The 15,990-nt window shown below is 33.4% G+C and carries 12 protein-coding genes; 3 read left to right on the plus strand and 9 right to left on the minus strand.

What is annotated here, in order from left to right; translation table 11 throughout:
• Positions 1-35: 35 nt before the first annotated feature.
• A complete protein-coding gene (locus ACEN92_RS05000) occupies positions 36-2,369 on the minus strand; it encodes a hypothetical protein (RefSeq protein ID WP_495641271.1) in 2,334 nt (777 codons plus the stop codon).
• The gene (locus tag ACEN92_RS05005) at positions 2,329-3,471 is read right to left on the minus strand and encodes a hypothetical protein (RefSeq protein WP_495641272.1); all 1,143 of its coding nucleotides are present in this window, start codon (positions 3,469-3,471) and stop codon (positions 2,329-2,331) included. Before ACEN92_RS05005 ends, ACEN92_RS05000 begins: the two co-directional genes overlap by 41 nt.
• Before the next feature lie 113 nt (positions 3,472-3,584).
• Between ACEN92_RS05005 and prmA the strand changes: the two genes are divergently transcribed.
• From prmA to ACEN92_RS05020, 3 genes are all read left to right on the plus strand, one after another.
• A complete protein-coding gene (gene prmA, locus ACEN92_RS05010) occupies positions 3,585-4,418 on the plus strand; it encodes a 50S ribosomal protein L11 methyltransferase (protein ID WP_495641273.1) in 834 nt (277 codons plus the stop codon).
• Between the two features lie 35 nt (positions 4,419-4,453).
• A complete protein-coding gene (locus tag ACEN92_RS05015; protein WP_007811508.1) occupies positions 4,454-4,729 on the plus strand; it encodes an ATP-dependent Clp protease adaptor ClpS in 276 nt (91 codons plus the stop codon).
• Between the two features lie 225 nt (positions 4,730-4,954).
• On the plus strand, positions 4,955-5,407 hold the full coding sequence (locus tag ACEN92_RS05020) for a 2-dehydro-3-deoxyphosphooctonate aldolase (RefSeq protein ID WP_495641274.1): 453 nt from the start codon (positions 4,955-4,957) through the stop codon (positions 5,405-5,407).
• 87 nt (positions 5,408-5,494) lie between these two features.
• Here the strand turns inward: ACEN92_RS05020 and acs are convergent, their stop codons facing one another.
• The 7 genes from acs to ACEN92_RS05055 all read right to left on the minus strand — a co-directional run bounded on the left by acs (position 5,495) and on the right by ACEN92_RS05055 (position 15,968).
• Positions 5,495-7,405, minus strand: coding sequence for an acetate--CoA ligase (gene acs / locus ACEN92_RS05025; RefSeq protein ID WP_495641275.1), 1,911 nt, complete (start codon positions 7,403-7,405; stop codon positions 5,495-5,497).
• Positions 7,406-7,886: 481 nt separating this feature from the next.
• On the minus strand, positions 7,887-9,356 hold the full coding sequence (ilvC, locus tag ACEN92_RS05030) for a ketol-acid reductoisomerase (protein ID WP_495641276.1): 1,470 nt from the start codon (positions 9,354-9,356) through the stop codon (positions 7,887-7,889).
• A 39-nt stretch (positions 9,357-9,395) separates the two neighbouring features.
• Positions 9,396-9,920, minus strand: coding sequence for an acetolactate synthase small subunit (gene ilvN / locus ACEN92_RS05035; protein ID WP_495641277.1), 525 nt, complete (start codon positions 9,918-9,920; stop codon positions 9,396-9,398).
• 6 nt (positions 9,921-9,926) lie between these two features.
• Entirely contained in the window at positions 9,927-11,624 is a 1,698-nt protein-coding gene (gene ilvB / locus ACEN92_RS05040) for a biosynthetic-type acetolactate synthase large subunit (protein ID WP_495641278.1), read from the minus strand.
• 63 nt (positions 11,625-11,687) lie between these two features.
• Positions 11,688-13,361: a dihydroxy-acid dehydratase gene (ilvD, locus tag ACEN92_RS05045; RefSeq protein WP_495641279.1), complete on the minus strand. Its 1,674-nt coding sequence runs from the start codon at positions 13,359-13,361 to the stop codon at positions 11,688-11,690.
• A gap of 269 nt (positions 13,362-13,630) precedes the next feature.
• Entirely contained in the window at positions 13,631-14,749 is a 1,119-nt protein-coding gene (leuB, locus tag ACEN92_RS05050; RefSeq protein WP_495641280.1) for a 3-isopropylmalate dehydrogenase, read from the minus strand.
• Positions 14,750-14,792: 43 nt separating this feature from the next.
• Positions 14,793-15,968 (minus strand): 2-isopropylmalate synthase, encoded by a 1,176-nt coding sequence (locus ACEN92_RS05055; protein WP_495641281.1) that lies wholly within the window; start codon positions 15,966-15,968, stop codon positions 14,793-14,795.
• Positions 15,969-15,990: the final 22 nt, after the last annotated feature.

The raw sequence follows: 15,990 nt of genomic DNA on the forward strand, positions 1-15,990 counted from the left end.
TAAATGAATCATCAAAAAATCAAATACTTGTTTTTTTAATTAATATAAGAATCCAAAAGGGGACAGTTATATTTTTTAAAATTTGCAGTTCCTGAATAAACCGAGTAAAAATTAATAAGCTCCTGCCCTGCTTTAAATGGTATTTTTTCCTGATCAGAATACACATAATTAGCATAAAAATCATAATAATTACATTCGAAAATCATTAAACTGGCCAAAGCCTTTTCATTATTATTTTTAGACATTTGCAAAGCTTTTTCATAATATCGTTTAGCCATTGTCAAATTATAATAATTACCATTTTGATACTTTTTTTCGGCTTCTGTATTATCTCCATAAATATAATCAATATAAGATTCTCCTGAAGTCCAGTCATAAGCAGTCATCATCCAGGAATTTCCTAAATACGAAACATTAAAATAAGCATGCGCCAATTGTAAATGACTACTGGCTGTATTTTGTTTTTTTAAACGAATCAGTTTTGCAATAAATTCGGCTTTATTAAAACGATAATTGAATTTACGCTCTTTAGTTTTTTGTAAAATTTTAGGAATAAATGGATTTTCATTCAGATAATCTGTAAATGAATAATTCTTTTCCCAGAAATCTTTTGGCATACTTGAAAACACAGCATAAGCCAATTCTAAATTATTATTCCTGAAAGCAAGCGTTCCTTTTAAATCTTTATAATAATTTACATTTGGCGCTATACTTCCGGCACAAATATATTTCTCAAAAGGTGTTTTATTTACTTTCTGCTGCAAAGCTATCAGGCGATCCATATCCTTTACAGTTGCAGAGCGGTCAAAATACCCAATATAGCTGTAAAAATAAGGAGTATCATATATCGAATATTCTCCTGCATTTTTACTGTCAGATTTCATAAGCAATAAACCCGCAGTTACTCTGTCACCTTGCTTAAAAAATTCACTGCTTGCAATTCGATACAAACTATATAAATTTTTAAATAAACCACTATCACTTTCTATCAAATTTTCAACAGAATTAAAATAACCAAAAAGTTGATTCTGAACTTTTTCGTCGTGCAAATCATTTTGTTTTAAAGCAACCAAAGCCAACTGAATATTTTTTTGCATCTGTATTGATGCATTTGCTTTATCAGAGATCATATTGGTGTATTTTTTTCCTAAATCAACTTCATCATCAATAAAACAAAGTTGGGCAATTGCAGTTGTTACATAATCTTTTTGCTCTCCTGAAATTTGACCATGAATACTAATCAAAAAATCCTTCAATTCTCTTAAATACAAAATATCCTTAGCCAGATTTTCTTGTTTTGCTTTGGCATAATCTTCATACCAATTTGTACCATCAAAGACAACCGATGGACCACCACTGGTATATTGTGGCGTAAAAATCCAATCTTCCAGCTTGTTGATTTCTCTTCCAATCAAAAAACTCAAATACAGACTATTTGGACTTAATTGATAAATTTCCTTTATCGCTTTTAAATCCGGTGCAGGATTGCGCAAACTTTCAATAGATAAAATAACACTTCGTTCTTCATCATTTCGGGCCAAAGCCAAAGTTTCTGCAGTTAATTTCCAGTTATAATGCTGCACAACGGCAAAAGACTTTTCTTCACAGGCAGCAAAAACTTTGCTCAGCAAATAATTCTGCAAAGGTAAATTATCAATGCACAAAGCCTTATAATACAAAGCCCAGGGTGCTAAAATCGTATTTTTATTATTAGAAAAATAAGTGTCATATAAACGAATCACTTGATTTGGATCCTGACCGTAGAAACTGTATCTTAAAATTAAAAAAGCATAACGCTGTTTTAAAAAAGCATCTTTTGCAGACGTAATTTTTTGCTCAAAATTTCCCGGATCCAACCATTTTTTTCCATTACTGCCTGAACCGATATCTCCCCAGGATTCCCACTTCTCAACCGGACTCTTATCGTATTCCAACTTTTTGGCAAATACAATATATTCTAAAAAAGCTTTATTTTTAGGTTGTAATAAAGCTTCAACAAAAGTGTTTCTAACAAAAACATCTTTTAAAGTCTTGTCATCATAAGCATTTTGAAAAACTTCTGCATCTGTTTGATATAAAATAAAATTAATATCCTCAGGGTTTATCTGGCCGTCTAATTTTTTCTTCCATTCCAAACAATTCAATTCCCGATCTGCATTAGAAATTGCATCTGTAGAATAATAAGAATCTGCCGAATAATAAAAAGGAGTAAGCTTAAAAAAAACCTGACGCTGTGCTTTAAACAAAGCCAATCTGCTCGTTTCGGGCGAAACGCTCCATCCGCAGGCAAAAGAAACCTGAAAACTTAACAGTAAAAAAATTAAACTGCTAAAAACGCGCATAATAGCTGGAGATATTTTGGGTTCCATAATCATTTATATATTTTTTATCAAAGGAAAAAAACGTCACTCGGGTTTGATTGTCAATCTGAATTTTGTCTTTTACAATAGAAATCATTTTATCCAACTCGTCATCCGAGATCTTTTCAATCCTGATTTCATCTCCGTTTCTCAGATAAGTTTGTCCAATCAGAATATCATCCTGTAAAATATATTTATCAGATGCTGATTTCTTTAATTTAATGGTATCATTCATCAACTGTTCATAATCGGATAGAATTCCTTTGAATTTATTTCCTCTAAAAACAACCGCCCAACTGTACAACGGCAAAGCGATATCTAATTTAAGTTTATATTGATTATGCGTAATGTATTGTGCTAATTCATCACTTGTTCCTATTGAATTTTTAGTTTGAAAATCATCCGGTTTTGATACATTATAACACATCAGCAGACCTTTATCAACCGGAGGAGTTCCGGATTTTTCAGCATATTTATATTGCCATAGCCGAATTGTAGCAGTAAGATTTGACTTGGGATTTTCTTTTTTTATTTTTTGGAGTAAATAAAAATAATTTTCTTTCGATTTTTCTGACCAGTCACAGTCAAGCAGGATCTCTTTGAAGCCCATTTTTAATTTAGTTAATTCAGCAGATTTTACAGAGTCATAATTTAGTTGCTTAAAGCCTTTCTTATTGTTATAATTTTCCGGATATACAATCTTATAAGCAATTGATTCTGCCTTAATATCATTCATTTTAGTACCAATTTGCTGTATACGCTTGGTAATTTGCACTGCCAGGCTATCCAATTGTTTCTTGTCGGACTTTAAAACAACTTCGTTTGTTATAAAAATACTCGGTGTAATTTCAGGATTGCTTTCATTCAATCTTATGTCATGAATCGTAGCTACGGGTAAGGGCTGTTTTAAAAAAGGGTTCCAGTCTACATCAAAAAATCGAACATAAAGATGGCTCACTTTCATATCTTTAATAATAGAATCTTCTTCTTTCCCGAAAGATAAATCAGTTTTCCAATAACAAAACGACCGAATGACTTCGGCTTCGTTTTCCTTCTCACAACTTCCTGAACTCAGCACCACGAAAAGCAAAACAAAAATGACATTCTTCATATAAAATAATCTCTTATAAATCTTACTCAAAATTAACATTAATATTTGTAAGGATATTGATTATTTATAAACAACTTCAACTTTCGATTCTTACCTTTGCAAAAAAATTATTTATGTCAAATATATATTTAGGGTATCATTTTACAATTGAACCAAAAGAATCGGGATCAGAAATTTTAATTGCTGAATTAGGCGAAAAAGCGTTCGAAAGTTTTACGGAAACTGAAAATGGGATTTCGGCTTTTGTGAAAAAAGATTTATGGAACGAGAATATTCTGGATGACATTTATATTTTACAATCTGAAGAATTTAAAATTGAATACACAGTTGAAGAAATTGATCAGGTAAACTGGAATGAAGAATGGGAAAAGAATTTTGAGGCCATCGATGTTGATGGAAAATGTCATGTTCGTGCTCCTTTTCATGAAAAAACCGATGCTGAATTTGATATTGTAATCGAGCCGAAAATGAGTTTTGGAACGGGACATCATGAAACTACCCATATGATGATTCAGCATTTACTGGAAACTAATGTTGAAGGGTTAAAAACTCTTGATATGGGTTGCGGAACTGCAATTTTAGCTATTTTAGCTGAAATGAAAGGTGCTCAGCCTATTGATGCTATTGATATTGATAACTGGTGTTATTTGAATTCGATTGAGAACGCTGAACGTAACAATTGTCAACATATTACTGTTTATGAAGGCGATGCGGATTTATTACCGGGCAGAAAATACGATTTGATTATTGCCAATATAAACCGTAATATTTTATTGAACGATATGCTAAGTTATGTAAATTGTTTAAACCCAAAAGGAACGTTGCTTTTAAGTGGTTTTTATGAGGAAGACATTCCTTTTATTGATGCATCCTGCACTGAAAAAGGTTTAACGTATGTAAAAAAGTTTCAAAGAAACAACTGGGTTTCATTAAAATACGTAAATTAGATAGTTTATTACAAACAGTACAAAAACCTAAAAACATGAGTACTAAAGAAAAAGTAAGAGAAAAAGTTCGCGAAAAGGAAGCTACAGGTTTCAATAACGAAATCATTGTTTATAATGATGATGTAAACACTTTTGATCACGTAATTGACACTTTAATGCGTGTATGCAGCCACACTCCCGAGCAAGCAGAACAATGTTCCTTAATTGTTCATTATAATGGAAAATGCACAGTAAAAACAGGTCCGATGGATAAGTTAAAACCACAATGTACACAACTTCTGGAAGCTGGACTTAGTGCCGAAATCGTTTAATTGCAAATATTTTCAAAAACATTCTGTTTTATTCTATATTGGAGTAAAACAGAATGTTTTTTTATGGAAGAATACCAAAGCCTCTTTATCTTATGGCATAATATATGTAACTAATAAAGACTACACTATCCGTATAAAACTGATTTGCGTTGATTTTTTTTAAATAATTTAAAATTCCTGCATTCAAAAAAACCTATTACATTTGTATACCAATACTCATTAATCATGAAAAAAATAGCTGCTTTTATCTTTTTATTAATTACTGTAACTTCTTGTGTGAGCACAAAATCAACTTTAAAGAATGTAGACGATAATGCTCCGGATTTAGTTTTGTCAAAAAATAATACGTTTGTCATTACACTTTTCAGCAAAGACAAAAAATATGGTTACAATCCTGATTATCCAATTAATATCTTTTACAGAAATACTAAAGATGAAGCACTCAACGAAACCCGTTTTTTAAATGCTCTGGCTGGACCAAACGGAGAAAAAATCACATATACAAGATTAGAGGCCTGTTGCCCATTTCCGACAAAACGAAGCGATATGGGAGCCGGATTCCTGAATGTTTATGAGTTGAAATGGGAAGGACAAAAAAAGCCGGTTACACTTTATTTAAATATTTATGAAAAAGGTGTTTTGATGGTTCCAATGGGATTGAGTTTAAAGAAAGATTAATAGGTAAACTCAAATTATTATCTCTTTTAATTACATAAAAAAACCGTCTTAAGACGGTTTTTTGTTTTTTAATCATCAATTTCATTATTATGAAATTCTTTCATTCATAATATCCTCGACAACTTCAGGATTTAATAAAGTTGAAGTATCTCCAAAATTAGAAAAATCTCCTTCAGCTATTTTACGCAGGATTCTACGCATAATTTTTCCTGAACGTGTTTTTGGCAATCCTGATACAAACTGAATTTTATCTAATTTAGCAATCGGACCAATATGATCCGCTATATATTGATTAATTTCCTTAGCTAAGTTTTCTTTATTTCTAACTTCACCTGTTTCTTTTAAGATTACATAACCATACAAAGCATTCCCTTTTATTTCATGAGGGAAACCAACAATTGCTGATTCAGCAACTGCAGGGTGCTCATTAATAGCATCTTCAATAGGTGCAGTTCCTAAGTTATGTCCCGAAACAATTACAACATCATCTACTCTACCGGTAATTCTATAGTATCCTACTTCATCTCTTAAAGCTCCGTCTCCTGTAAAATATTTCCCAGGGAAAGCTGAAAAGTAAGTTTCTTTGTAACGTTCATGATTACCCCAGATAGTTCTGGCGATTCCTGGCCATGGAAATTTAATACATAAACTTCCTACTACTTGATTTCCTTCAATTTCATTACGTTTTTCATCCATTAAAACTGGCTGAATTCCCGGTAATGGTAAAGTTGCATATGTCGGTTTTGTTGGTGTTACAAAAGCAATTGGCGAAATCATAATCCCACCTGTTTCTGTTTGCCACCAAGTATCCACAACCGGGCATCTTTTATCTCCAACGTGGTCATTAAACCAGTGCCATGCTTCTTCATTGATTGGTTCCCCAACAGATCCAATGACTTTAAGTGATTTTAGAGGATATTTTTGGATATAATCTAAGCTTTCTTTTGCCAATGAACGAATTGCAGTTGGTGCTGTATAAAATTGTGTTATTTTATGTTTTTCTATAATTTCCCAAAAACGGCTAAAATCAGGATAAGATGGTACACCTTCAAAAATTACAGTTGTGCCTCCATTCAATAGTGGACCATATAAAATGTATGAGTGTCCGGTAATCCAGCCAATATCGGCAGTACACCAGAAAATATCATTTTCTTCATGACTGAAAACATTTTTAAAAGTATAAGCTGTGTAAACCATATATCCGGCGGTAGTATGTACCATTCCTTTTGGTTTCCCTGTTGAACCTGAAGTATATAAAATAAATAAAGGATCCTCGGCATCCATGATTTCTGCCACATTGTAATCAAGGGCAGCATCCAATAAAGGCTGTAACCAAATGTCACGACCTTCCTGCATTTTTATTTCTGTCTGGGTTCTTTTTACAACTAAAACTTTTGTAACTGATGGGCAGGTATCTAAAGCTTCATCGACGATTCCTTTAAGATCAATTGTTTTATTTCCTCTGTAGCCTCCATCTGAAGTGATTACCATTTTACATTCGCAATCATTTATTCTTGCAGAAACTGCAGAAGCTGAAAATCCGGCAAAAATAACCGAATGTATAGCACCAATTCTGGCACAGGCCAAAACTGCTACTGCAAGTTCCGGAATCATTGGTAAATAAATACAAACTCTGTCTCCCTTAACAACACCTTGCTCGCGCAAAACGTTTGCCATTTTAGAAACTCTTTCGTATAATTCATTATAAGTAATATGTAAAGCATTTTCTTCCGGATTATTCGGTTCAAAAATAATTGCCGTCTTTTCTCCTCTTTTACTTAAGTGTCTGTCAATACAATTTTTTGTAATGTTAACTTTTGCTTCAGTAAACCACTTTACTTCGGCATCAGCCATATTAAAATCAACAACTTTTTCCCATTGCTGGTACCAGGTAAAATTTTCTTCAGCTATTTTACCCCAAAATTTCCTTGGCTCTCTTATTGACTTATTGTAATGTTTAAAATATTGTTCTAAATTTTCTATTTTATAATAACTCATAGTTGTTGTAATTTTTTATAAATGTATTAAATAACAATGTATTCTTAAAATTATTTAATTCATAAATTTCATCAAAAAAAAACACATTTTAAAAAAAAGAATGTCTTTTAGTATATTTAATATAAAATTTTAAAATTTAATCAAAATATAGATATTAAAAAAGGCATGATATTTAAACATCATGCCTTTTAAATTTAACAATTTCAATAACAATTAATTTCTTAAACATTAATCTGCTTTATAAAAACAGCAGTAATATTATTTAATTACAACAGAAATTCTACAAGTATATTTAATTAAACATACCTCAATAATTAGGGATTACTTCACTTAACTTACCAATAAATTAGAAGTTAAGTGAATGTAATATGCCTATACCCGGATTATCTTAATAAGTGCTTACTAATTCAAAATATTATATAAAACAAAGATACAGTGCAAAATCCCCCACACACAACGTGGTGTGTAATTCTAATTTATATTATCCGATTTTTTTCATTGCTGTCATAGATGCTCTCAACCATGCTCCTACTTCTTCGATAGGATGTTGACGAATTTCTTTATTCACGGCAATTAAAATTGCATTATCTACTCCGTTTGAAGTTGAGAATGGTTTTCCTATTATATTTGTATCTACTTTTTTCATGAATTCAGTCAATAAAGGCTTACAAGCATGATCAAATAAATAACAGCCATATTCTGCTGTATCTGAAATAACACGGTTCATTTCAAATAATTTCTTTCTTGCAATAGTGTTTGCAATCAATGGCAATTCGTGTAATGATTCGTAATAAGCAGATTCTTCAATGATACCGGCTTCAGTCATTGTTTCAAAAGCTAATTCAACGCCCGCTTTTACCATTGCAATCATTAATACTCCATTGTCAAAATATTCTTGTTCTGAAATTGGAGCTTCTTGTGGAGCTGTTTTTTCGAAGTTAGTTTCTCCTGTAGCTGCTCTCCAGGTCAATAAGTTTTTATCGTCATTTGCCCAGTCAATCATCATAGTTCTGGAGAATTCTCCGGAAATAATATCATCCTGGTGCTTTTGGAATAACGGACGCATGATATCTTTTAATTCTTCAGCAATTTCGTAAGCTTCAATTTTTGCAGGATTTGAAAGACGATCCATCATATTTGTGATACCACCATGTTTCAAAGCTTCAGTGATGGTTTCCCATCCGTATTGAATTAATTTTGAAGCATATGCAGCATCAATTCCTTTCTCAACCATTTTATCAAAACATAAAATAGAACCTGTTTGCAATAACCCGCAAAGGATAGTTTGCTCACCCATTAAATCTGATTTTACTTCAGCAACAAATGATGATTTTAAAACTCCTGCTCTATGCCCGCCAGTTGCTACAGCGTAAGCTTTTGCCTGGTCTAAACCTAATCCGTTTGGATCATTTTCCGGGTGAACCGCAATAAGTGTTGGCACACCAAAACCTCTTTTATACTCTTCACGCACTTCTGATCCGGGACATTTAGGAGCACACATGATTACAGTAATATCCTTACGGATCTGCATTCCTTCTTCTACTATATTAAATCCGTGAGAGTATGCCAAAGTTGAACCATTTTTCATTAATGGCATAATTGCAGTTACAACAGCAGTATGTTGTTTATCCGGAGTTAAGTTACAAACTAAATCTGCAGTTGGAATTAATTCTTCATATGTACCAACTTTAAAACCATTTTCGGCAGCGTTTTTATAAGAAGCTCTTTTTTCAGCAATTGCATCTGCACGCAAAGCATAAGAAATATCCAAACCTGAATCTCTCATATTCAAACCTTGGTTTAAACCCTGAGCTCCGCAACCTACGATAACAACCTTTTTTCCTGCTAATGCTGCTATTCCATTTGCAAACTCTGATTGATCCATAAATTCGCAAACCCCTAATTGTTCTAATTGTAATCTAAGTGGTAATGTGTTGAAATAATTGGCCATTTTTTTAATATTTAATAAGTATGATGTTTAATTTTGTAACTATTTTAATTCGTTTAATAATAATGATGAAATTTCCATTTTTTCTTTAGAAACTGAAATTCTTCCTGAACGTACAAATTGCATAATGCCGTATGGTTTGAATTTTGCATATAATTCTTCAATTTCAGAACGTCTTCCAGATTTTGAAATCACAAAGAAATCGCGAGAAACAGTCACAATCGTAGATTGACTGTCTTTGATTATATTCTGAATTTGTTTCTCATCAAACAATAAACCTGATGCTATTTTGAATAAGGCATTTTCCAAATAAATTGTCTCTTCATCTGTATGATAAAATGCTTTTATAACTTCAATTTGTTTCTCTATTTGCCCTACTATATTTTTAACCCATTTCTCAGTAGTTTCAACTACTATGATGAATCTTGAAACATTCTCTATTTCTGATTCTGAAACGTTTAAACTTAATATATTGATGTGGCGTTTTAAGAATATCCCAGATATTCTATTTAACAAGCCCACATTATTTTCCGAATATACCGAAATGGTAAATGTTTTATCTTCCATGTTTTTTTAACTTAATCTGATATCAGAAACCGAAGCTCCTGTTGGAATCATTGGAAATACATTATTCTCTTTCTCTACCATAACCTCTAAAAAGTACGAATCTTTAGAAGCCATCATCTCTGCCACAGCAGCATCAAGATCTTCTCTCTTAGTTACTTTCTTTGATTTGATATAATACCCTTCAGCAATAGCGCAAAAATTTGGATTTATCATAACCGTAGAAGCATATCTATAGTCGAAAAATAATTCTTGCCATTGACGTACCATTCCCAAAAATTCATTGTTTAACACGACAATTTTTACCGGGACTTTTGTTTGGTGAATTGTACCTAACTCCTGTATATTCATTTGAAAACCACCATCACCAATAATAGCAACCACTTCACGATCTGGTCTTCCCATTTTGGCACCGATAGCAGCAGGCAAAGCAAATCCCATTGTTCCTAATCCTCCTGAAGTAACGTTACTTTTAGTTGAATTGAATTTAACATAACGGCAGGCAAACATTTGATGCTGACCTACATCCGAAACCATTATTGCATCACCTTTCGAGTGCTTATTAATCATTTCTATAGTTTCTCCCATGGAAATTCCTTTGCCATTTGTTGGAGCTAACTCTTCATTAATAACCTTATCTAATTCAATTTTATATTTTTCCTTGAATTCATTATGCCATGAATCATGTGATTTTTTATCAATTAATGGAATCAAAGCAGTCAATGCCTCTTTAACATCTCCTAAAACAGCAACTTCAGTTTTTACGTTTTTATCAACTTCAGCAGGGTCAATTTCGAAGTGAATTACTTTCGCTTGTTTAGCATAAGTAGCTAAATTTCCGGTAACACGGTCATCAAAACGCATTCCAAGTGCAATTAAAACATCACATTCATTAGTCAGAACGTTAGGTCCATAATTACCGTGCATCCCTACCATACCTACATTCAAAGGATGATCTGTCGGTAAAGCTGAAAGGCCTAAAATTGTCCAGGCAGCCGGAATCCCTGATTTTTCAACTAATCTTTTTAATTGTTCTTCTGCTTCACTTAATATAATACCCTGACCAAAAACAATAAATGGTTTTTTTGCATTATTAATAATATCAGCAGCTTCCTGTACTTTTTTCAGATCCAACACCGGTTTTGGGTGATAACTTCTAATCCCCGTACATTTTTCATAACTAAAATCAAACTCATCAAACTGGGCATTTTTAGTAATATCGATTAAGACCGGACCTGGACGGCCTGATCTTGCAATATAAAACGCTTTTGCAATAATTTCCGGAATTTCGTGAGCTTCTGTAATTTGGTAATTCCATTTGGTTACTGGAGTTGAAATTCCAATAATATCAGTTTCCTGAAAAGCATCAGAACCTAATAAATGTTTTCCAACCTGACCCGTAATACACACTAATGGTGTAGAATCGATTTGAGCATCGGCAATACCAGTTACTAAATTTGTTGCTCCTGGTCCCGAAGTTGCAATCGCTACACCCACTTTACCAGTAGCTCTTGCAAAACCTTGTGCCGCATGAGCTGCACCTTGTTCGTGACGCACCAAAACGTGGTGCAATTGATCCTGAAATTTATATAATTCGTCATAAACCGGCATTATGGCTCCTCCCGGATATCCATAAACCAAATCTACTCCTTCTGCCAATAAACACCTGATAACGGCTTCTGCGCCAGATATTTTAATTGTTTCCATTTTATATCTTTTTTAAAACCTCTGAATATTTTTTGAATCTAGAGGTTTCTATTTTTTTTAAATTTATTTGTCAGTAACACATCCTTCAGAGGCACTGGAGACCGAACGCATATATTTAAGTAAAACTCCTTGTTTAATTAATGATTCCGGTCTTTTCCAATTGGCTTTACGTTTTGCCAATTCTTCATCGGAAATCTTCATATTAATAGTATTATTTACAGCATCAATTGTAATAACATCGCCGTTTTCTATCAATGCAATTCCACCGCCTTCATATGCTTCCGGAGTAACGTGACCCACAACAAAACCGTGAGATCCTCCAGAGAAACGTCCGTCAGTAATTAAGGCTACAGAACTCCCTAAGCCTGCTCCCATAATGGCAGATGTTGGTTTTAACATTTCAGACATACCGGGACCGCCTTTTGGACCGCAATAACGAATAATCACTACATTTCCAGGCTTCACTTCACCTGCTTGTATTCCTCTGATTACATCCTTTTCACCTTCAAAAACTACAGCTGTACCTTCAAAAAACTCTCCTTCTTTTCCGCTAATTTTAGCCACACAACCTTCTGTTGCTATATTCCCGTATAAAATCTGAATATTTCCGGTAGCTTTTAAAGCTTTTTGAATTTCAAAAATTACTTCTTGCCCATCTTGTAAATCAGGAACTGAAGCTAAATTCTCTGCTATTGTTTTTCCTGTTACAGTTAAACAATCACCGTGCAATAAACCTTCTTTTAATAAATATTTCATTACTCCCGGAACACCACCTACATTGTGTAAATCTTCCATTAAATATTTACCGCTTGGTTTCAAGTCTGCTAATAATGGTGTTTTATCGCTAATATCCTGGAAATCTTTTAGTGTCAATTCAATACCTACGGAGTGAGCCATTGCAATTAAGTGCATTACTGCATTGGTCGAACCTCCTAAAACAGCTACCATCGTAATTGCATTTTCAAATGCTTTACGAGTCATAATATCCCTAGGCTTAATATCTTTTTCTAATAATATTCTGATGGCTTTACCTGCATCAACACATTCTTGTTTCTTTTCTGGACTCAAGGCAGGATTAGAAGAACTGTAAGGCAAACTCATTCCCAATGCTTCAATTGCAGATGACATTGTATTTGCAGTGTACATTCCACCACAGGCTCCGGCACCCGGACAAGCATTTTGAATTACTCCTTTGAAATCTTCAGGTGTAATCGTGTTCTTGATTTTTTTACCTAAAGCTTCAAAAGCAGAAACAATATTCAAATCCTCCCCTTTCCATTTTCCCGGATGAATAGATCCTCCATAAACCATAATAGAAGGGCGATTTACTCTTCCCATAGCCATTAAAGCTCCCGGCATATTTTTATCACAACCCGGAACGGCAATCAGACCATCATACCATTGTGCTCCCATAACCGTTTCGATAGAATCTGCAATTACATCACGTGAAACCAAAGAAAAACGCATTCCATCATTACCATTAGAGATACCATCACTTACACCAATAGTATTAAAAATCAAGCCAACCAAATCCTCTTTCCAGACGCCTGTCTTAATATCTTTAGCCAGGTCGTTTAAGTGCATGTTACAAGGATTTCCGTCGTAACCCATACTCACAATTCCTACCTGCGCTTTTTTAAGATCCTCTTCTGTCAAGCCAATTCCGTAGAACATAGCCTGAGAAGCTGGTTGTGTTTCGTCTTGCGTGATTGTTTTGCTGTACTTGTTTAATTCCATTATGTAATATTTGTAATTTAATTTTATTTCTAAAAAAAACCTCCCAACTAAGTGGGAGGTTATAATATATATCTTTCAATTATATTTATACCATTCCCGATGCAGATGTGCTATACACATTGACAACAATGACAGAAGTAATAATAATTGAGATTTGCATCATTTATTTTTTTGGTGTCACAAAAGTATAAAAACTAATAGGACTAAAAAAATAAATCTCAACATTTTAAATACTTCTTGTTATTTATTTCAACATTTAACAAAAAACATTAAACAATCGTTGATTGTCCGATATGAACATTATCATTATTAAAATAAAGCAGGTCATCTTTACTAAAAATAAAGTTTGAAATAAATTCGCCTACTTCATTCGTACCAAATTTTGAATCCGATTTTAAATCAGTAGTAACAACTTTAAATTCGATTGCTTTTTCGACTGCTTTATAAATCACATTTGATTCTTTAAACAACCCAAAATGTTCTAACAACATTGCAGCTGATAAAATAGAGGCAATTGGATTAGCTATATTTTTTCCTTTTGCTTGTGGATAAGATCCGTGAATTGGCTCAAATAATGCATTTTTCTCTCCTAAAGATGCCGAAGCCAATAAACCGATAGAACCAGTAATAACACTTGCTTCATCTGATAAAATATCTCCAAATAAATTTTCTGTCAAAATCACATCAAATTGTTTTGGATTTAAGATAATCTGCATTGCTGCATTATCTACAAATAAAAAATCGAGGACAACATCAGGATAGCTTTCGCTTACTTTCTGAACTACTTTTCGCCACAATCTTGAGGTTTCCAAAACATTTGCTTTATCTACCATAGTTAGCTTTTTGCGTCGGTTTTGTGCCGATTTAAAAGCCAAATGTGCAATTCTGGTAATTTCTTCTTCTGAATATTCACATAAATCTGAAGCATGAGTTCCTTCTTCATTTAATGTTTTTGCTCCAAAATAAGCTCCGCCTGTTAATTCTCTGAAAATAGTAAAATCAGCTCCTTCAATAATTTCTCTTTTTAATGGAGAAGAATCAATTAGCGATTTATAAGGTTTAATAGGTCTAATATTTGCAAATAAACCCAGCTCCTTACGCAGTTTTAATAACCCTTGTTCCGGACGGACTTTTGCATTCGGATTGTTATCATATTTAGGATCTCCAATAGCTCCAAACAAAACTGCATCTGTATTCAAGCAAAGATTCAGTGTTTGCTCAGGAAGCGGATTTCCTGTTTTGTCAATAGCTACAGCTCCCATCAGGGCTTCTTCAAAAACAAATTCATGATTATACACTTCACCAATTGCATATAAAGCTTTTTTGGCTTGCAAAATTACTTCCGGTCCAATTCCGTCTCCTCCTAAAACTGCTATTTTCAAATTCATAATGCCTCGTTCTTTATGTATTTAAAATTTTATTTTTCTAAATTTAATTTCTTATTAAATCGCCCTGAATTTTAGATGCTTCTATAATCTGATGAATATCTTCGTCTAAAACTTCTTTTTTGATATCAGCGAATTTCAGGAACTCAATATATACGATATCCAATTGTACTTTTGTAAGTTCATAACCTACTTTCTTAGCACGATATGCCAATGCAGCTCTTCCACTTCTGGCAGTAAGAATAATCGAAGATTCATTTACACCAACATCCAATGGATCCATGATTTCGTAGGTTGCTCTGTTTTTGATTACTCCATCCTGGTGAATCCCGGAACTGTGTGCAAAAGCATTTGCTCCTACAATAGCTTTATTTGGCTGTACCATCATACCCATACTTTCAGAAACCAAACGACTCATTTCGTTTAATTCTCTTGTATTGATATTAGTATCTAAATTTAAATAAGGATGTTGTTTAAAAATCATCACTACTTCTTCAAGTGCTGTATTTCCGGCTCTTTCACCAATACCGTTTATTGTACACTCGATTTGTCTGGCTCCATTTATAGCACCCGAAATTGAGTTCGCAGTGGCCATTCCTAAATCGTTATGACAGTGACATGAAAGAATTACATTCTCTATACCTTTTACGTTTTCTTTTAAATATTTAATTTTTGCTCCGTATTCTTCAGGCAGACAATATCCTGTTGTATCCGGAATATTTAATACGGTTGCTCCTGATTTGATTACTTCTTCACAAACTTTTGCTAAAAAAGCGTTATCAGTTCTACCGGCATCTTCTGCATAAAACTCAACGTCTTCGACATAAGATTTAGCATGAGAAACTGCAAATTTTGCTCTGGCAATAATATCTTCCGGAGTAGTGTTTAATTTATGGAGTATATGAGATTGTGAAGTTCCGATTCCGGTATGGATTCTGGGTTTCTTAGCATGCTTTAAAGCAGCTGCAGCAACGTCAATGTCGTTTTTCACGGCTCTTGTCAGTCCGCAGACGGTTGCATTCTCTACGATCTTACAAATCTCAGAGACCGATAAAAAATCGCCCGGACTTGACACAGGAAAACCTGCTTCGATGATATCAACTCCCATTTTGTCAAGTCGTTCAGCGATAACTAATTTTTGTTTAGTATCTAACTTACATCCCGGAACCTGTTCTCCATCACGCAAAGTGGTGTCAAAAATTTGAACTTTCTCTCTATTCATATTCATTTATTTAATGTAATTT

The organism is Flavobacterium sp. Flavsp81 (assembly GCF_059491325.1).